The organism is Sphingobium sp. PAMC28499 (assembly GCF_004795815.1).
Classification (GTDB): domain Bacteria; phylum Pseudomonadota; class Alphaproteobacteria; order Sphingomonadales; family Sphingomonadaceae; genus Sphingobium; species Sphingobium yanoikuyae.
Window position 1 is genome coordinate 88,572 of sequence record NZ_CP039248.1, and the last position, 19,256, is coordinate 107,827.

Annotated in this window: 15 protein-coding genes and 1 tRNA gene; 8 read left to right on the forward strand and 8 right to left on the reverse strand. The window is 65.7% G+C overall.

The window, feature by feature from the left end:
* The first annotated feature begins 287 nt into the window (after nt 1-287).
* The 3 genes from E5554_RS00460 (at nt 288) to E5554_RS00470 (ending at nt 4,289) form a co-directional block, all read left to right on the forward strand.
* A complete protein-coding gene (locus E5554_RS00460; protein ID WP_136185642.1) occupies nt 288-2,564 on the forward strand; it encodes an EAL domain-containing protein in 2,277 nt (758 codons plus the stop codon).
* A gap of 167 nt (nt 2,565-2,731) precedes the next feature.
* Nucleotides 2,732-3,922: a M23 family metallopeptidase gene (locus E5554_RS00465; RefSeq protein ID WP_136185643.1), complete on the forward strand. Its 1,191-nt coding sequence runs from the start codon at nt 2,732-2,734 to the stop codon at nt 3,920-3,922.
* Complete coding sequence (locus tag E5554_RS00470) at nt 3,903-4,289, forward strand: polymer-forming cytoskeletal protein (protein WP_010337288.1); 387 nt, start codon at nt 3,903-3,905, stop codon at nt 4,287-4,289. The genes E5554_RS00465 and E5554_RS00470 overlap by 20 nt, the downstream gene beginning before the upstream one ends.
* Nucleotides 4,290-4,293: 4 nt before the next feature.
* Here E5554_RS00470 and E5554_RS00475 read toward each other — a convergent pair whose 3' ends face one another.
* The 3 genes from E5554_RS00475 to E5554_RS00485 are packed head-to-tail and all read right to left on the reverse strand — an operon-like array spanning nt 4,294 to nt 7,642.
* Nucleotides 4,294-5,802 carry a YifB family Mg chelatase-like AAA ATPase gene (locus tag E5554_RS00475; RefSeq protein ID WP_136185644.1) on the reverse strand — a complete coding sequence of 503 codons (1,509 nt, stop codon included), beginning with the start codon at nt 5,800-5,802 and terminating at the stop codon, nt 4,294-4,296.
* A 50-nt stretch (nt 5,803-5,852) separates the two neighbouring features.
* Complete coding sequence (locus E5554_RS00480; protein ID WP_136185645.1) at nt 5,853-6,527, reverse strand: RlmE family RNA methyltransferase; 675 nt, start codon at nt 6,525-6,527, stop codon at nt 5,853-5,855.
* Complete coding sequence (locus E5554_RS00485; RefSeq protein WP_010337284.1) at nt 6,524-7,642, reverse strand: Ppx/GppA phosphatase family protein; 1,119 nt, start codon at nt 7,640-7,642, stop codon at nt 6,524-6,526. Before E5554_RS00485 ends, E5554_RS00480 begins: the two co-directional genes overlap by 4 nt.
* A 336-nt stretch (nt 7,643-7,978) precedes the next feature.
* Between E5554_RS00485 and E5554_RS00490 the strand changes: the two genes are divergently transcribed.
* From E5554_RS00490 to E5554_RS00505, 4 genes are all read left to right on the forward strand, one after another.
* Complete coding sequence (locus tag E5554_RS00490; protein WP_136185646.1) at nt 7,979-11,311, forward strand: autotransporter domain-containing protein; 3,333 nt, start codon at nt 7,979-7,981, stop codon at nt 11,309-11,311.
* 123 nt (nt 11,312-11,434) lie between these two features.
* Nucleotides 11,435-12,568, forward strand: coding sequence for an endo-1,4-beta-xylanase (locus E5554_RS00495; protein ID WP_136185647.1), 1,134 nt, complete (start codon nt 11,435-11,437; stop codon nt 12,566-12,568).
* 70 nt (nt 12,569-12,638) lie between these two features.
* A complete protein-coding gene (locus E5554_RS00500; RefSeq protein WP_136185648.1) occupies nt 12,639-14,222 on the forward strand; it encodes a Na+/H+ antiporter in 1,584 nt (527 codons plus the stop codon).
* Nucleotides 14,223-14,227: 5 nt separating this feature from the next.
* Nucleotides 14,228-14,773 (forward strand): nucleotidyltransferase family protein, encoded by a 546-nt coding sequence (locus tag E5554_RS00505; RefSeq protein WP_136185649.1) that lies wholly within the window; start codon nt 14,228-14,230, stop codon nt 14,771-14,773.
* On the opposite strand, the gene E5554_RS00510 is transcribed toward E5554_RS00505, so the two are convergent.
* The 4 genes from E5554_RS00510 to yajC form a co-directional block, all read right to left on the reverse strand.
* Nucleotides 14,774-15,085, reverse strand: a complete 312-nt coding sequence (locus E5554_RS00510; protein WP_017499639.1) for an MTH938/NDUFAF3 family protein — start codon at nt 15,083-15,085, stop codon at nt 14,774-14,776.
* Between the two features lie 86 nt (nt 15,086-15,171).
* Nucleotides 15,172-16,155, reverse strand: coding sequence for a protein translocase subunit SecF (secF, locus tag E5554_RS00515; protein WP_010338409.1), 984 nt, complete (start codon nt 16,153-16,155; stop codon nt 15,172-15,174).
* Nucleotides 16,156-16,176: 21 nt separating this feature from the next.
* Nucleotides 16,177-17,778 carry a protein translocase subunit SecD gene (gene secD / locus E5554_RS00520; RefSeq protein ID WP_004208742.1) on the reverse strand — a complete coding sequence of 534 codons (1,602 nt, stop codon included), beginning with the start codon at nt 17,776-17,778 and terminating at the stop codon, nt 16,177-16,179.
* 7 nt (nt 17,779-17,785) lie between these two features.
* Nucleotides 17,786-18,121 (reverse strand): preprotein translocase subunit YajC, encoded by a 336-nt coding sequence (yajC, locus tag E5554_RS00525; protein ID WP_004208743.1) that lies wholly within the window; start codon nt 18,119-18,121, stop codon nt 17,786-17,788.
* Nucleotides 18,122-18,365: 244 nt separating this feature from the next.
* Here yajC and E5554_RS00530 point away from each other — a divergent pair.
* Nucleotides 18,366-18,442, forward strand: a tRNA-Pro gene (locus tag E5554_RS00530).
* 118 nt (nt 18,443-18,560) lie between these two features.
* Here the strand turns inward: E5554_RS00530 and E5554_RS00535 are convergent.
* On the reverse strand, nt 18,561-19,250 hold the full coding sequence (locus E5554_RS00535; protein ID WP_247594341.1) for a nucleoside hydrolase: 690 nt from the start codon (nt 19,248-19,250) through the stop codon (nt 18,561-18,563).
* Nucleotides 19,251-19,256: the final 6 nt, after the last annotated feature.

Here is a 19,256-nt window from a genome sequence, read left to right on the forward strand (position 1 = left end):
CCGAACGGCAAAGGCCCCCGACGGACAAGATCCGCCCGGAGCCGCAGGGACAGCCGATAATGTTCAGCTCTAGTGCTTGCCCCGGAAAGCGGCGGGAAAACGAGTCTTCCAGACGCATAGCGCGGGGCAGCGGCCCTATAGCGACGGGGGACGGAAGGGTCAAGCACGGCGCCCAAAGGCGCGCGTAGATGCGCGCGCCACATAGTGAATGACATTTTATCATTTTGCTAACATGCTGCAGATTATGGGATCTTTCCCCGCAGCCCCCATATCCAGATGGACCAGTCGTGATTGCACTTTCCCGCATTAGCGGCGAGTTCCACAGCCCGGAACGGGAGGCCGCCTTCCAGGCCGATCGACTGCCCGAATCGCGTCGCCACGCCCATCTGCTCTTCGCCTTGTCGGCGCTGCTCAACACCCTCTTCCTGCTGAGCGACTGGCGCTTTGCCGGGACGGCCCATTTCTGGGTCGCGGTGCCCGCCCGCCTGGTCGTGGTGTTCTGGTCACTCGTCAGCCTGGGCCTGTGCCGCTACATGCACAGTTTCAAGGCGGTCGAACGCATCTGTTTCGCCTGGCAATGCATCACCGCCATCGGCGTCGCCTTCCTCGTCTCCTCGCGGAGCGACATCGCCATCTTCGTCCTGGTGATGCTGCCGCTCGTCTTCTATCTGGTGGTGCCGACCAGCTTCCGCGGCAATGTCGGCGGTGGCCTGGGCTGCGGCGTCGCCCTGCTGATCGGCTATCTGGCCCCCGCCCCTCTATCGCCGACCATGCCCGGCATGATCATGGCGGTGCTGATGCTCCATTGCGGCATGTGGATCGCGATCGCCCGCACCAACCGGTTGCAGCGCCTGGAATGGACCGCCAGCCAGGACGCGCAGGCCGCCCGCGTCGCACTCGCCGCCAATGGCGAAGCGCTCGAACGACTGTTCATGACCGTGCCGCTGCCGCTGATCGTCATCCGCGACGACGGCACCGTCCTGCGCATGAACGATTCCGCCACACGCAATCTGGGCACCGCGGACGATGTCGCCCGACTGGCGCTGATCGTCGACCATGCCCCGCCGCTGCGTCTGCTCGATCGGCTGACGCGGGGCGACAGCATCGACAATGACGAATGCTGCCTCGCCAATGACGAAGGCATTATCCGCGATGTCCTGCTGGGCGCCCGCCCGATCCTGCTCGCCGGCGAACAATGCATCCTTGCCAGCATCGTCGACATCACCGACCGCAAGCAGGCCGAACGCCATCTTGCCCATCTGGCGATGACCGACGCCCTGACCGGCCTCGCCAACCGATCCCATTTCATGGCCAGCCTGATGCAGGCGGCCCAGTCGACCGAACGATCCGGCGGCCAGATGGCGGTCGTGCTGATCGACGTCGACGAGTTCAAGCGGATCAACGACAGCGCCGGCCACGATGCCGGCGACGCCCTGCTGTGCGCCGTGGCGGAACGGCTGCGCGACTCGGTACGCCCCGCCGACATGATCGCGCGCATGGGCGGCGACGAGTTCGCCGTCATCCTCACCCGCTTGCGCGGCCTGGCCGACCTCGACACCATCCTCAGCCGCATGATCGCGCGCCTGCACATGCCGCTGCGCCATGGCGGGCGGGACATTGATTGCCGCGTCAGCATGGGCGTCGCCCTCTATCCCGATCATGCCGGCGACATGATCGACCTGATGAAGCATGCCGACATCGCGCTGTATGAGGCGAAGAATAGCGGACGCGGACGTGCCTGCCTGTTCGAACCCGGCCTGCTGGAAAGCTGGCAGACCGAGGCGCGGATGCTGGAACGGGCCCGCGACGCGCTCGCCCATGCCCAGCCCGTGCCCTGGTATCAGCCAAAGGTCGACCTGCAGGATGGCCGAGTCATCGGCTTCGAGGCGCTGCTGCGCTGCGTCCGCCCGGACGGCACGCTGATGATGCCCGACCAGATATTGGCCGCCTTCGAACATCCCGAACTGGGCCGCAAGATCACCGAGCGGATGATCGACCAGGTGCTGGCCGATTGCCGGGCCTGGATCAGCGCTGGCATCGATTTCGGCCATGTCGCGGTCAATGTCCCCGGCGTCGAACTGCACGACCGCGCCTTCCCCGACCGGTTGCTCACCCGCCTCGCCCATGCCGATGTCGAACCGCGCCGGATCGAGCTGGAAGTCACCGAATCCGTCTTCCTCGGCCGCAATGTCGATGTGGTCGAACGCAATCTTCAGCGCCTCAGCCAGGCCGGCATGGCCATCGCCCTTGACGATTTCGGCACCGGCTATGCCTCGCTGTCCCACCTCAAGCAGTTTCCGATCGACGTCATCAAGATCGACAAGGGCTTTGTGCGCGACCTGGAAACCGACCCGGATGATGCCGCCATCGTGCGCACCGTGCTCAACCTCGCCTACAGCCTGGGCGTGAAAACCGTCGCCGAAGGCGTCGAAACGATTGAACAACTGGAATATTTGCGATCAGGTGGTTGCCATTATGGCCAGGGCTATTATTGGAGCGCTGCCGTTCCGGCATCGCAATTACCCAGCTTTCTTGAGCCCTCCCGCTTCGCCCGCCGAAGCTGAAGCGGATCGCGAAAAATATTTTCAAAGCCAGGGAACCAAATGGGGCGAAGATCATTTCGTCCCGGTTTAGCTTCGACTCGTCACGAGTCCGCGGCTGTGGATTCGCGCGTCCGATCTTCTTTTGCTACCGGCCCGACTCACCGAAATAAATAGTTACGGGGTCGCAATTGTCGCAGCGCAAGAAGAAGGGGGTCGCCACCCTCTGGGCCAGGCTCAGTGCCTTGTGCCCGGAGCGGGAAATCTTCCTGCGCTCGGGCGGCCAGGTGAAGTTCATCCGCATTTCCAAGCGCGCCCAGCTCATGGCGCTCGGCATCCTGTCGACCGGCCTGGTCGGCTGGGGCGCGGTTACCGTGTCGATGCTGGCGAGCAGCGCCGCCGTCGCCCATGACCGCGCGATGCTGGATGCCAAGGGCGCGGCCGTGGCCAGCAAGGCACGCAAGGTCGATGGCTATCGCAAGTCGGTGAACGACCTCGCCCATGACCTGGAAGCGCGCCAGGATTTCATCGACGATCTCTACAAGACCCATTTCGGCGAACCCGGCGACGCTGCGGCCAATGCCCCGGTCGGCAAGGCGGACGCCGCCACGGACAAGGCCGGCCAGGGCAAGCTCGACACCAAGATCAGCATGGCGCCCGAAGCCGCGCCGCTGATGCAGGTCGATGCCCGCCAGCGCCGCTTCGCCGCCCTGCTGACCAGCGCCGTCGAAGCCCGGACGCAGAAGGCCGCCGCCGCAATCCGCAGCTTCGGCCTCAATCCCGACGCGCTCGCCCGCAATGCCGCCCGCGCCCAGGGTGGCCCGTTCGTCCCCTGGCATGGCGATGAAGATGCGATGCCGGCCGAGCTGGAAAAGCTCGCCACCGCGCTTTCCCGCATGGAATTTCTGGAAACCAGCCTGCTGCGCATCCCGTCGGGCCAGCCGACCGGCACGCCGATGCTCAGCAGCTCCTATGGCTATCGCCGCGACCCGTTCAACGGTCACGCCGCCTTTCATGCCGGGCTCGACTTTCCCGGCCGCTATGGCCAGCCGATCCTGGCCGCCGCCCCCGGCAAGGTCAGCTATGTCGGCCAGCGCAGCGGCTATGGCAATGTCGTGGAAGTCACCCATGGCAATGGCATCATGACCCGCTACGCCCACCTGTCCGGCTTCAATGCCCGTGTCGGCCAGCAGGTCGCGCGCGGTGACCAGATCGCCCGCATGGGCTCCACCGGCCGCTCGACCGGCACGCATCTTCATTTCGAGGTGCGCGTCAACGGCGATCCCATCAATCCCCGCCGTTTCCTCGAGGCCCGCAAAGATGTTCTCCAAGTCCAGCAAATCGCCACGGCCCGTCTCGCCGATGTCGGCAACCGGGGCTAAGCACACCCCCTTCTCGCTGATCGGCAGCGACGTGACGATCACCGGCAATCTCGCCGCGACCGTCGACCTGCATGTCGATGGCGTGATCGACGGCGACATTCGCTGCGCCGCGCTGGTCCAGGGCCCCGACAGCCGCATCATCGGCCATGTCACCGCGCAGAGCGCGCGCCTGGCGGGGCTCGTCGACGGATCGATCAGCGCCGAGGAACTGGTGGTCGAAAGCACCGCCCGCATCACCGGCGACGTGACCTATGAACGGATCACGATCGAGGCCGGCAGCCGGGTCGAAGGCCGCTTTGCCCACAAGGATAATGGCCCGGTCGCGGCCGCCGACCTCAAGCTCATCACCAGCGACAGCGCTGCCTGAGCACTCAGTTGACCGGCGCGCGCCGCCGGTAGCTCAGCGCCTCGGCCACATGCACCCGGCCGACCTGCTCCGCACCGGCCAGGTCGGCGATGGTGCGTGCCACCCGCAACACCCGCGTATAGCCGCGCGCCGACAGCTTCATCGCGGCGGCGGCCTGCGCCAGTAATTGCCGCCCGGCCTCGTCCGGCCCGGCCACATCCTCCAGTCGCTCGCCATCGACCTCCGCATTGGTCCGCACCTTGCTGCCGGCATAGCGCCGGGTCTGCAGCGTGCGGGCCGCCGCAACCCGCGCCGCCACCTCCGCCGATCCCTCGGCCGGCGGCGGCAGCACCAGATCGGCCGCCGTCACCGCCTGCACCTCGACATGCAGGTCGATGCGATCGAGCAGCGGTCCGGACACCTTGGCCTGATAATCGCTGGCGCAGCGCGGCGCGCGGGAACAGGCCAGCGCCGGGTCGGACAGATGGCCACAGCGGCAGGGATTCATCGCCGCGATCAGCTGCACCCGCGCCGGGAAGGTGACATGGGCGTTGGCGCGCGCCACGCTGACCTCGCCGCTCTCCAGCGGCTGGCGCAGCGAATCCAGCACCACCCGCTGAAACTCCGGCAGCTCATCCAGGAACAGCACGCCCAAATGGGCCATGCTGACCTCGCCAGGCCGCGCCTTGAGGCCACCACCGACCAAGGCCGCCATCGATGCGCTATGATGCGGATTGCGGAACGGCCGGGCGCGGCTGATCCGTCCGCCCTCCAGCGTGCCGGCGACGCTCGCGACCATCGACGTTTCCAGCGCCTCAGTCGGCGTCAGCTCGGGCAATATTCCGGGCAGGCAGCTCGCCATCAGCGACTTGCCCGCCCCCGGCGGCCCGACCATCAGCAGATTATGGCCGCCGGCCGCCGCGATCTCCAGCGCGCGCTTGGCGCTTTCCTGCCCCTTCACCTGGCGCAGGTCAGCGGCCCGGATCGGCGGCTCGACCGCGCCGGGCTGGGGCGGCGACAGTGCAGCCGTGCCCTTGAAATGATTGAGCAGGCTGAGGAGATCGGGCGTGGCCACGACCTCCACCTGCCCCGCCCAGGCCGCCTCACTCCCCTGCGCCGCCGGACAGACCAGCCCCAGATCCTGCTCGCCGGCATGCAGCGCCGCCAGCAATACACCGGGCGACGGCGCGGTGCGCCCGTCCAGCCCCAGTTCGCCGACGACGATATAGCCCGCCAGCGTCTCGGCATCGATCACCCCCATCGCGCCGAGCAGCGCGATCGCGATCGGCAGGTCGAAATGCGACCCTTCCTTGGGCAGGTCGGCGGGCGAGAGATTGACGGTGATCCGCTTGGGTGGCAGCGACAGGCCGATCGCGGCGATCGCATTGCGCACCCGCTCGCGGCTTTCGGCCACCGCCTTGTCGGGCAGGCCGACGACGATGAAGGCGGGCAATCCCGGAACAAGCTGGCACTGCACTTCGACCGTGCGCGCCTCCAGGCCCAGATAGGCCACCGTCGAAACCGTCGCTACCAAAGGCCCCGCCCCCTTCTTCCCCCATGAAGGCGGCCGATCGCTTGTTCCTGTTAGTCCTGCGCGTCCGGCCGTCCCTTGAATCCCTGCGCCACGACATACCATTCGACGCTGCCCTTGCGGCTCGCCGGCGGCTTGGCATGCTTGATCGTGGTGAAATGCTTCTTGAGCACCGCCAGCAGCTCCGCGTCGGTGCCACCGGCAAAGACCTTGGCGACGAAGGTACCGCCCTTGCGCAGATTCTGCACGGCAAAGTCGGCGGCCGCCTCGACCAGCCCCATGGTGCGCAGATGGTCGGTCTGGGCATGGCCCACCGTATTGGCCGCCATGTCGGAAATCACCAGGTCCGGCTCCTGCCCCAGCGCGTCGCGCAGCAGGTCGGGCGCCTTGTCGTCCATGAAGTCCATTTCGAACAGGGTGACGCCGGGAATCGGATCGACCGGCAGCAGGTCGATGCCGACCACCGCCGCCTTCGGCGCCATCTTGCGGATCACCTGTGCCCAGCCGCCCGGTGCCACGCCCAGATCGACGACCGCGCGCGATCCCTTCACGAAATGGAATTTCTCGTCCAGCTCGATCAGCTTGAAGGCGGCGCGGCTGCGCCAGCCTTCCTGCTTGGCCTTGTGGACATAGGGGTCGTTCAGGTGTCGCTCCAGCCAGCGCACCGACTGCGCGGTGCGCCCCTTGGCGGATTTCACCCGCACCTTGCCTGCGCCAGAACCCCTCACGTCGTTGCTCCATGGCGGTCCATCAGGCCGCGCAATATGCCCTCGCGAATGCCGCGGTCGGCGACGCCCAGTCGCTCGGCCGGCCAGATGTCGAGGATCGATTCCAAAATGGCACAGCCCGCGACCACCAGGTCGGCGCGCTCCGTGCCGATGCAGGGCAATCGTTGCCGATCCGCCAGCGCCATGGTCGACAGCCGTTCGGAAATCGCGCGCATCGAACTGCTCGGCACGATCAACCCATCGATCGCCTGCCTGTCATAGCGCGGCAGGTCAAGGTGCAGGCTGGCCAAAGTCGTCACCGTGCCCGACGTGCCCAGCAGCCTGATGCCGGCTTCGCCCTGCGGCAGGCGACGGGCGAGCGGCGCGAACGCCTCGGCCACGCGCGCGCGCATCCGGCCATAGGCGGCCAGCCGCTCGGCCGGATTGGCATGGTCGAACAATTCACTCTCGGTCAGCGACACCACGCCCCAGGGCGCGCTCACCCAATCGACGATGCGCGGCGCGCCGTCGCAATGGGAATCGACCAGCACCAATTCGGTCGATCCACCGCCAATGTCGAAGATCAGCGCCGGGCCATTGCCCTCTTCCAGCAGCGCATGGCACCCCAGCACCGCCAGCCGCGCCTCTTCCTGTGCGCTGATGATGTCGAGCGCGATCCCGGTCTCGCGATAGACGCGCTGGATGAACTCGGCGCCATTGCTCGCCCGCCGACAGGCCTCGGTCGCGACCGACCGCGCCAGCGTCACATGGCGCCGCCGCAGCTTGTCGGCACAGACCGACAGCGCAGCGATGGCCCGGTCGATCGCCGCATCGCTGATCCGCCCGGTGGCCGCCAGCCCCTCGCCCAGACGCACGATCCGGGAAAAGGCATCGACCACGATGAACCCGTCCGCTGACGGCTTGGCGATCAGCAGACGGCAATTATTGGTACCCAGATCGATTGCCGCATAGGATCGGCGGTCACGCGCCGTGTAGGGATAAAGGCCCCGTTGCTTCGACGGGGGCGTAATGGCCGCAGCCTTGCTCCCATTACCCGAACCGGAACGGGCGGACTTGCCCGAAACGCGGCCAACCGGGCCGGAACTCTGCGGCGATGGGCGGCTATGCTGCACCAAGGCCGTATCTCACTTCATCAATCGCCGACCGCGCAAATCCGATCGGAACTTGCCTTCATGCTTAAGCGGAACCGCCCGCTTCCGCAAGTGGGCGGGAAACAAGCCGAAAACCCCCGGCATTTCTTCAACCCATTACATTTGCATAAATTACATAATCGATACCGTTAACATAGAAAACGGCATGACCGCCGGATCAATCAATCAAGGCTGGATATTCATAACGCAAAGATAACATTGTGTCTTTTTGGATACATGACAGAAACTTTCATTTTTGGGCAATTGTCTTGCGCCTGATAGCTGCATAGCCTCGCCAACGGTCTTTGGGGAGTTAACATCATGCGCATTCGTAAGAATGGCGCGGGCCTGTTGGCACGCGCCGGTCGTTCTGCCCTTTTGGCATCGGCCGCTCTGTCCGCTCTGAGCATCGCACCGGCGGCTCATGCCGTCGTGCCGAACGACAATAATACGCCGGCCGACATCGTCGATGGCACCGATGTGAACGGCGTCGGCATCATGTATCGCGCCGACGGCTATGTCTGCACCGGCACGCTGATCAATCCGCGCACAGTCATTTTCGCCGCCCACTGCGTCAATGACTATGACCCCAGCACCTACAGCACGGTGAATGACGGCATTCCCGTCGCCTTCGCCTTCCAGAGCAACGCCCGTCCCGGCCTCGTCAACTGGATCAGCAACGGCTATCGCACCAACACCGCGCTCAGCGTCTATAACGTCAACAATATCGCCTATAATCCGGACTCGCTCGATCCGCCGGCGCTCAGCTTCCTCTATGGCGACACGGCGATGGCCACGCTCGACACGCCGGCCAGCGACGTGCCGACCTGGGCGATGCTCTTTTCCGCCCTGCCCGCGCCGGAAAGCATCAGCGACACGACCGGCACCGGCTATCACGTGACGATCACCGGCTATGGCCGCAGCGGCAGCGGCACCACCGGCAACAGCTATGGCATCGATTATCGCCGCAAGGTGGCCGAGAATTTCCTCGGCATGCTCGGCTCGCTCGACGATATCGACATCTTCCTGTTCGGCGAAGGCGGTGGCTACACCCAGAATCTCTACCAGACCGACTTCGACGATCCGACCCGGACCAACGAATTCGACTTCAATGTCTTCAAGGACGATGCGCTTCCCAATGAAGGCAATACCGCTGGCGGCGATTCCGGCGGCCCGCTGATCCTCGACCAGACCTTTGACCAGAAGGTGGTGCTGGGCGTCCTGTCGGGCGGCAGCCGCTATTTCCTGGAACAGCCGCAAAGCTCTTATGGCGGCTCCGCCTTCTATCAGCCGCTCTATCTCTTCTGGGACTGGATCGCGCAGAATAATCCCTATCGCTACGCCACGGCCAAGGCCGGCGACGGCAAATGGAGCGACGCCAGCCACTGGGTGACGGCGCTCGATCCCAATTACATGATCATCGACAGCAACGGATCGTTGGTGAACGGCGTGCCGACCACGCCCGGCGCTGGCGCCTTTGGCGAGGATGATGCGCAGAAGTTCGGCCAGGTCTGCTACCAGCCCAATGATGGCTCGGACGACGCCTGTTACGACGTCGGCACCGACACGCTGCTGATCAATGGCGAGCCGGTCGAGGCGACCGACGCGACCACCACCAGCGGCAGCAAGACCGTCGCCGACAACAAGGGCAAGGTCGAGATCGCCGAGCGCAGCCCGTCCGATGGTGCCGCCAGCCTGGCGGACGAGGCCATCGTGGAGGCCCAGGCGGAGGGCGATGCCGTCCTGCCCGCCGCGACCCTGGCCAACGGTCTGCCCGGCGCCACCAATTTCGTGCCGAACAATATCGACCCTGTCGCGGCGCAGGGCGTCGTCGGTCGCTATTATGACGTCACGCTCAGCGCCGCCGGCAAGACCACGCTCGACATCGACGCCACCGTCGATCGCTTCACCATCTCGGGCACCGGCTCGACGCTCGACGTGACCAGCGCCGGGTCGCTCACCAGCCTGATGGACATCAATCATCTCGCCGGCGTGGTGAATGTCGATGGCACGGTCGAAACGCCGGGCGACTATCTGCTGCTCTCGGGCCTGCTCTCAGGCAAGGGCACGCTGCGCACCCCCTATTTCACCAACATCATGGGCGTGGTCGCGCCTGGCGGCATCGGCACGGTCGGCACACTCACGGTCGAGGGTAATGCCATCCTCTCCTCGGGCAGCACGCTGCATGTCGACCTTGGCAGCAGCGGTTCCGATCTGCTCGCGGTCAAGGCCACCGATGATGTCGAAGGCATCGCGGCGGTCGATGGCAAGGTCGTCTTCGGCGCGGCGACCGGCGCCAAGCTGCGCTATGGCAGCCGCTACACTTTCCTGACCGCGGAAGGCGGCGTCGAAGGCACGTTCGACACGCCGACCAACATCAGCGCCATCCTGAAGCCCGTGCTGACCTATGGCGCCAACAGTGTCAGCGTCACGATCGATGCCGGCACCTATGCCGGCGTCGTCAATGGCGGCTCGCAGGTGCAGACCAGCTTTGCCCGCCTGCTCGATCAGAACCGTGCCCTCTACGGCAATTATGCCACCCTTTATGGTGAGGCCGACCTGCTGAGCGTCGCCGCGATCCAGGCGTCGCTCGAAGCCATGGCGCCGCGTACCGAAGCGCTCCGCACCTCCATGTCCGAAGTGCTGAACGACAATATGGCCCGCTTCTATCGCGATCGCCTGGCACGCGTCAGCGGCGGCAGCATGGGCGGCACGCTGACCATGACCGGGCAGCCGCTCCAGCTCGCCGCGCTCAGCATGAACAATCTGAACCTGGGCATGGATCAGGGCGGCGGCAACGAAACCGTCACCCAGGAAAATGCCCTGCCTGAAGACGTCAGCGCCTTCATCGCCGGCGGCTATATCGACGGCAAGAGCGATCCGATGCGGGGCGCCATCACCACCGGCCGCGACAAGTTCGACGGCTGGTATGGTGCGGCCGGCATCGAAAAGATGATCGGCGACGATGCCGTGATCGGCCTGGCCGCCTCCTTCAGCGAGCTCAAGGGCAATACCGGCATCGGCGACACCGCCCGTGCCCGCCTGTACCAGGCCACCGTCTATGGCAATTGGGATCTGGGCGGCGTGGTTCTGGATGGCGTCGGCAGTGCCGGCACCCTCACCAGCAAGACCAAGCGTGCCTTCGCGGTCGGCACCACCCCCTACACGCTGCGCGGCAGCGACCAGCAGCTGGCCCTGTCGGGTGAGATCGGCATCGGCGCGCCGCTGGGTGGCGACGCCTTCACCATCACGCCGCGCGCCTCCCTGCGCGGCGCCTATATCAGCGGCGGCAACCTCGCTGAATATGGCGGCGACACCGCGCTGGTGATCCATCGCCATGCGATCCAGAGCGCGCAGGGTCGCCTGGGGGCCACGGCGAAGATCGATGTCGGCGGGTTCAAGCCCTATCTGACCGCCAATTATGTCCATGAGTTCCGCGACCAGCCGGCCTATTTCCTGGCCAATTTCGTCGGCGGCACCGGATCGCTCGCGCCCTTCGCGCTGGGTGGCTCGGACAAGAATTGGGGCGAAGTGGGCGGCGGCCTGACCCTCAGCACCGGCAATGTCGACATCAGCCTGTCGGCCGACACCACCGCCTGGCGCGGCAACCTCAGCTATCAGAGCTATCGCGCCGCGCTCAAATTCCGCTTCTGACAGCAGCTCCCCGGCAACAGAAGCATTGGGCCGTCCCGCATGGGGCGGCCCTTTTTTTTGCGGGCAGCCCCCTCCGGCCAATTACCGATTGCCTCTGCGCCTCTCCACTCGGACAAATGCAGCATGAAAGACCATGGCCCGCCCCTGTCCCGCCGGCACATGCTGTCGCTGACGGCGGGCGCCATCCCGGCCCTGTCCTGCGCGCCCGGCCTGGCCGTCGCGCCGCCTTCCGGTCTCGACGCCATCGCCCGCAGCCGGGGCCTGCGCTTTGGCACCGCCGTATCGCCCACCCATCTGGACGATCCGGCCTTTGCCCAGTTGATCGTCCGGGAATGTTCGGTGCTGACTGCCGAGAATAATTTCAAATGGAAATATCTCGAAGCCAGGGAGGGACAGCGCAACCCGGCAAAGGCGCTGCGCGTCCTGCGCTTCGCCAGCCGCCACCGCATGTCGCCGCGGGGCCATACGTTCGTATGGAATCAGGATGATCGGGTGCCCGGCTGGCTGATCGCCAGTGAGGCGACGCTGGCGCAGAAAGGGGGCGCCCCGCTCATCGCCCTGATGAACGACCATGCCCGCTATCTTGCGACCACCTTCCCCCAGATCGAATCATGGGACTGCGTGAACGAGGCGTTCGTCGTCCAGAGCGGACAATTGAAGAACTCGATCTACACCCGCATCCTTGGTCTGGGCTTCTTCGACCTCGCCTTTCAGCTGATGGCGCAATATGCCCCCCATGCGCAGCGCGTCTATAATGGCAATATGAGCTGGGAGCAGAATCCCGATCATCGCGACGCCGTGCTGCGCGTGCTGGAACAGGCGCTCAAGCGCGGCGTGCCGGTCAATGCCATCGGCATCCAGAGCCATCTGGGCAATACGCTGGGCCGCGGCCGCGACGAACGGGCCTGGAATCGCTTCCTTGCCGAACTGGACGCCATGGGCATGACGGTGCTGATCACCGAACTGGATTGCGCCGACCGCCATCTGAGCGACCAGGAGCCGGCCAGACGCGATGCCGAAATCGCCGCCTTTGTGAAGGGCTATCTCGACATCACGCTCAGCCATCGCAATGTCTCCCAGATCATCTGCTGGGGCCTCAGCGATCGCTATTCCAATCTCAATCGCGACAGCTATCCGACCCGGAGGCGCCGGCCCGACGGCCTGCCCATGCGCGGCAACCCCTTCGACGATGCGCTGCGGCCCAAACCCTTTTATGATGCGATCGCCGCCGCCCTCGCCGCCTGTCCGGTGCGATGATCGGGCGGACCGCTGGACAGGATCGGCCACCCTATTAGGGTAGGGTGATCGACAGACAGGGGCCAGGCCGATGCATCCGGTGGAATTGTTCGAACTGCTGGTGGCCATGCTGCTGGCGATCATCGCGCTTCATTATGCCGCGCATCGGCTGGGCCTGCCGCCAGCGGTCGCCTTGCTGACCGGCGGCACCTTGCTCGCCTTCGTGCCCGGCCTGCCGGTCATCTCGCTCGACCCCGAACTGGTCCTGGTCATCTTCCTGCCACCGCTGCTGATGGACGGCGCCTGGTTCATCGCGCTGGGCCATCTGCGCCGCCACCTGATCGGCATCATGTCACTGGCGATCGGTGCGGTGATCTTCACCACGCTCGTGGTCGCCGCGGTCGCCCATGCGCTGATGCCGTCCCTGCCCTGGGCCGCCTGCGCCGCGCTGGGCGCGATCGTATCGCCGCCCGATGCCATTGCCGCGCGCGCCGTGCTGCAACGCGTTCATCTCCCGCGCCGCCTGTCGGTCCTGCTGGAGGGCGAAAGCCTGTTCAACGACGCCAGCGGCCTGGTCCTCTTCCGCTTCGCCATCGCCGCCGTCGCCACCGGCAGCTTCAGCGCGGTCGCGGGCCTCGAAAGCTTCATCCTGCTCGCCGTCGGCGGCCTGGTCGTCGGCGCCGCGATCGGCGCCATCTGGGTGCTGCTGGTCCGGCGGCTGGGCGACGATTATCTGATGATCGCCTCCTCCATGCTGGTGCCCTGGTCGGCCTATCTGCTGGGCGAAGCCTTCCATGTCTCCGGCGTCATCGCCACCGTCGCCGCCGGCCTCATCTGCGGCTGGTATCAGCATATCGTCTGGTCCGCCTCGGTGCGGATGCGCGGCACCGCCTTTTGGGCGGTGATGATCTTCCTCATGGAAGCGACCGTGTTCATGCTGATCGGCTCGTCGCTGCGCGGCGTGGTCGACCGGGTCGGCGGCTTTGCCGTCGTGCTTGACAATATGGCGGTGCCCGTGCTGCTCATCCTGCTCGCCCTCACCGCCGCCCGCTTCGTCTGGGTGTTCGGCTCGGACGCCATCATCCTGCTGCTGCGCGCGATGGGCCTGCGCCGTTACAGCCCGGTCGGCCCGCGCGGCGCCACCGTGCTCGGCTGGGCCGGCATGCGCGGCGTGGTGACGCTGGCGGTCGCCCTCTCCGTGCCGGAGGGCTTTCCGGGGCGCGACTTCCTGCTGGTAGCGGCCTTTGGCGTGATCCTCGGCACCGTCCTGATCCAGGGCACGACGCTTGGCCTGCTGATCCGCTGGGCGGGCCTCTCCGACCCGATTCATGATCGCCCCCGCCTCAGCATGAGCGATGCCGAAGCCGCCATCGCCAGGGTCCAGGCCGTGCGCGTCGAACAGCTCGCCTATGATGCGGCAGGCGAACTCATCCACCCGCAACTGCTCGAACGCTATCAGCGCCGCGCCGTCCTTTCGAAAAACTATGCAGGGCAGGAAGACCAGTTCGCCGACCGGCTCCATGCCCATTTCGACCTGGTGCTGGAGGCGATCGCCGCCGGCCGCGCCGAACTGCTACGCCTGCACCGCGCCGGCGATATTGACGAACATGTGCTGCAGGAACTGGAACGCGACCTCGACCTGGAGGAGCTGACCGCCTGGTCGATGAAGTCGTAATCCGCATGGAAGCCCGTTTGCGCGACCTGCTGAACGCCGATCCCTGGCGCATGGCCATCCTGCATCTGCTCCGCGCGCTTGACCTGCCCGATGGCTGGGTCGCCGCCGGCTTCGTGCGCGATGCGGTCTGGGACCAGCTCCACGGCCACGCCCCGTCGATCCCCGTCGGCGATATCGACATCATCTGGTTCGATCCCATCCGGACCGACCCTGCGCTCGACCGGCAGATCGAGCAACAACTGGCGGCGCTGCGCCCGGACGTCGACTGGTCGGTCAAGAATCAGGCACGGATGCACCTGCGCAATCGGGATGCCCCCTATGCCGATGCTGCCGACGCGATGCGCCACTGGACCGAGACGGCGACCGCCATCGGCGTTCGCCTGACGCCCGACGACCGGCTGGAGGTCAACGCCCCCTTCGGCTTTGATGATCTGTTCGGCTTGCGGCTGGTGCCCGGCCCGGCCTTTCTCGGCGCCAGGCGGACGATCTTCGATGCGCGGGTGCGCGCCAAGCGATGGCTAACCCGTTATCCCCGGCTCCAGCCCGGCTGATCAGAGCGGCAGCAGCGCGCCCACGATCCAGCGTTCCTCGGCGCGCAGCACGCCCCAGGCACGGGCGGCGGCGCGGCTGTCCATCGCCTCGACGCCGATACCGCGCGCTTCCAGTTCCCGCACGAAGGCACGGGGCGGCTGTTGCAACCCGCTGCCGGTGCCCAGCAGCAGGAATTCGGGCTTCAGTTCCAGATGGTCGAACAAATCGCCCAGCGCCGCGACGCTCATCGCCGACACCGCCGGCGCCTGCATCCAGGCCAGTGCCCGGACGGGGCTGAGCAACAGCCCGTCCGGGAAGACATCGTCCTTCACGCGGAAGCCCCGGCCCTGGAAGCCGGTGACGATCGGACCCTGGCCGCTATCGTCGCGGCGCAGTTCGATTCCGGTTTGACGGTCGCTCAGGGCTGGGCTCCGTCGCGCGGGCCCATGCGCTCGGCCTGGGCGGCGATGCCGCCCTTCTTTGCCTTCTTCTCGGCCGTCTGCGGGCTCAGGCCCAGCGTGATCAGCAGCGAGGACGAGACATAGACCGACGAATAGGTGCCGACGATGATGCCCAGCATCATGGCCGCGGTGAAGCCGCGCAGCACATGGCCGCCCAGCAGCAGCAGCGCGCCCAGCGCCAGCAGGATGGTGACCGAGGTCATGACCGTGCGCGGCAGCGTCTCGTTGACCGACAGGTCGATCAGCGACTTCATGTCCATCTTGCGATATTTGCGCATATTTTCGCGGATGCGGTCGTCGATCACCATCTTGTCGTTGATCGAATAGCCCACGATGGTCAGCACGGCGGCGATGATGTTGAGGTCGAACTCCAGCTGGGTGATCGCGAAGAAGCCCAGCGTCATCAGCACGTCGTGGACGATCGCGACGAAGGTCGACACGCCGAACTGCCATTCGTAGCGGAACCAGGAGAAGATCGCGATGCCGATGATCGCCAGCACGACCGCCAGCACACCATTCTGGATCAGTTCGCCCGACACCTTGCCCGACACCGTGTCATAGCGCGAGAAGGTGACGCCGGGGAACTGGGCCTCCATCGCCTTGCGGGTCTTTTCGACCACGGCGTTGGCCGCGCCGGCGCCGCCCTGTTCGGGCAGCGGCAGGCGGATCTGCACCGTCTTGGGATCGCCGAACTGCTGCAGCGAGCTTTCGCCCACGCGCAGCCCCGCGATCGTGTCGCGGACCTTGTCGGTCTCGACCGCCTGCGGGAACTTCGCCTCGATCATCAGGCCGCCGACAAAGTCAACGCCCAGGTTCAGGCCCTTGTAGAAGGTCGCGCCGACCGCCAGCACGGTCAGCAGCAGCGTCAGGCCAAAGGCCCAGTGGCGCAGCTTGACGAAGCCGATATTGGTGTTGTCGGGGACGAGCTTGAGAAGTTTCATGGGTTGTTCCTCCCGCCCCTCTTAAATGTGGATGTCCGTGGGACGGGTGCGACGCACCCAGCCCGAGACGAGAACGCGCGTGAAGGTCACGGCAGTGAACACGCTGGTCGCGATACCGATCAGCAGCACGATGGCGAAGCCCTTGACCGGGCCGGAGCCCAGCGCAAGCATGATGCCACCGGCGATCGCGTGGGTCACGTTCGCTTCGAAGATGGTGCGGCTGGCTTCCTTGTAGCCGAACTCGATCGCCTGCACGACCCCGCGCCCGCGTCGCCGCTCTTCGCGAATACGCTCATAGATCAGCACGTTCGCGTCGACCGCGGTGCCGATGGTCAGCACGAAGCCGGCAATGCCCGGCAGGGTCAGCGTCGCGCCCAATATGCCCATCACGCCCAGGATCACCAGCACGTTGATGGCCACGGCCAGGTTCGCATACATGCCGAACCGGCCATAGCTCACGAACATGAAGGCAGCGACGGCGACGACCGCGACGATCGACGCGACCAGGCCGGCGCGGATCGAATCGGCGCCCAGGCCCGGACCGACGGTGCGTTCCTCGACCACGACGAAGTTGACCGGCAGCTTGCCCGAGCGCAGCGCGATCGCCAGCTGGTTGGCACCCTCGACGGTGAAGCTGCCCGAAATCGTCGCCGACCCGCCCAGGATCGGCTCATTGATGTTCGGCGCCGACAGCACCTTGCCATCCAGGATGATGGCGAAGGGGCGGTTGACATTCTGCGACGTCACCTTGGCGAACTTGTTGCCGCCTGATCCGTTGAAGCGGATGGTGACATTGGGTTCGTTGGTCTGCTGGTCATAGGTCTGCTGCGCGTCGGTCAGTTCCTCGCCCGACACCATCACCTGGCGGTGGACCGCGATCATCGGCGGCCCGGCGGGATTGGTCGGATAGGGCAGGACTTCGCTGCCCACCGGCGCGCGGCCCTGGGCCACCTCGCTCGGATTGGCGCTCATGTCGACCAGCTTGAATTCCAGCTTCGCGGTCTGGCCCAGCAGCGCCTTCAGCGCCTTGGGATCCTGCAGGCCCGGCACCTGCACGACGATGCGGTTGGCGCCCTGCTGCTGGATGGTCGGCTCGCGCGTGCCCATTTCGTCGATGCGCTTGCGGATGACTTCGGTCGCGACCTGCATCGCGCTCTTGACCGCATTGTCGATTCCCGCCTGGGTCGGCGTGATGACGATGGTGGAGCTGTTGACCACCTCGACATTGAAGTCGCGCTGGCCGGTCAGGCCCGCACCCTGGGTCAGCGGGCGGATGCGCTCGACGGCGGCATCCACTTCGCTGGGGTTGCGGACCATGAAGCTGAGCTTCCCGTCACGGCTGGAGATATCGCCGATCGCGATCTTCGTCTCACCCCGGCGCAGTTCCGTGCGGACCTGCTCCTCCATATTGGCGAGCCGCTGCTTGGCCACATCCTGGGTCGACGCTTCCAGCAGCAGATGGCTGCCGCCGGCAAGGTCGAGGCCCAGATTGACCCGCGTCTGCATGAAGGGGGGCAGCTTCGCCACCGTCGAATCGGGCAGGAAGCTCGGGACGGCGCAGAAGATGCCGATGATCAGCGGCAACAGGATGCCGGCGATGGCCCAGCGCGAGAAGTTCAGCATGGTTGGATCAGTCGTTCGCGGGCTTGGCGGTGGTCGGGTCGATCACGTCGGCCAGGGTCGACTTGACCGCCTTGACCTTCATGTTCGGCGCCAGCTCGATATCGACATAGATGTCGTCGACGCGCGCGACCTTGCCGACCAGGCCACCGCCGGTCACGACCTGATCGCCCTTCTTCACGGCGTCGATCTTGCCCTTATGCTCCTTCATCTTCTTCTGCTGCGGACGGATCAGCAGGAAGTAGAAGACGACGAAGATGAGGACCAGCGGTGCCATCTGCACCAGGATACCGGCGCCGGAGGCTTGCCCGCCCGCGGTCTGGGCAAAGGCTGGAGTAATGAACATGGTGGGACTTTCGCCTTGTTTTTCGGTCTCCCCAACCCGCAGGGCGCGGGCATGGGATCAAGCGCGGGCGGCTAACACAGATGGCCGGGGCAAGGCAACAAGCTTGGCTTTTCGCGCCCGGAATGGCGGGCTTTGAAAGCATCGGGCAAGGGACGGGAAAGCCGGTGATTTGCACGCCCCGCAAAAAGCCTGCATCGAATCCCTTGCAACTTCCAATTCATCCCTCTATTGGGCGCCCTCCGGTCGGGACGTAGCGCAGCCTGGTAGCGCATCACACTGGGGGTGTGGGGGTCGGAGGTTCGAATCCTCTCGTCCCGACCAAAATTCTCCGAACATCGCCATAATCCATGATTTTCGCCGCTTCGGCGGAGGGTCTGCCCCTGCGTGTCAAACGCTGCCGGCGCGGATCTTGGCAAACATGTCCGCAAAGGTCAGCCGGCTATCGATCCGGGTGAAGATGCGCATCGGCCGCCCAGCCGGATGTGCGACATAGCCCGCCTGATCGTTGATCCGTGGCGTCGGCCGGATCGATGGTCAGATTATATTCCTTGCTTGCCCGGACATGGACGGTGGGATCGACATCCCCATGTTCCGGCCCGCCGATCCAGACCAGGATGATCCGCCGTGCGATCTCCGGCCGCAGGCGCACCGCCTCGGCCAGGTCGGTCAGGCCAGCCCCCGCAACATAGAAGAGGGGCACTTTGCTATCGGTCCGTTGCGCTTCGGCGATGATCGCGGTCACCGCCGGGGTGGCCGATGGCGGCGTGCCGGGCGCCGGCGCGGCATTGCGCCCCGCCAGCACCGGCGGTCGATGCGGCAGCCGCATGCAATCCATCATGGCGCTGACGCATTGCACGGCATTGTCGGCTTGCCGGTCCGACCCGTCGAGGAAATCCCTGGGATGAATATGCGATCCGATGACCAGCGGGATCTGCACCGAAGGCGACAACAGATGATGCGCCAGTTGGAACAGGCCATCGGGATCGCCGGAAAAATCATTGTCGATGATCACCCGGCTGCGGACCCGCGCGGTCAGGGCGTGAGCCGGCCCGGTCAGTGATGCCTGGCCGGCCAGCCCCACAAGCCCCGCCAGCCATGTTCGCCGATCGATGATAAGCCTGTTCTGCACGACCTG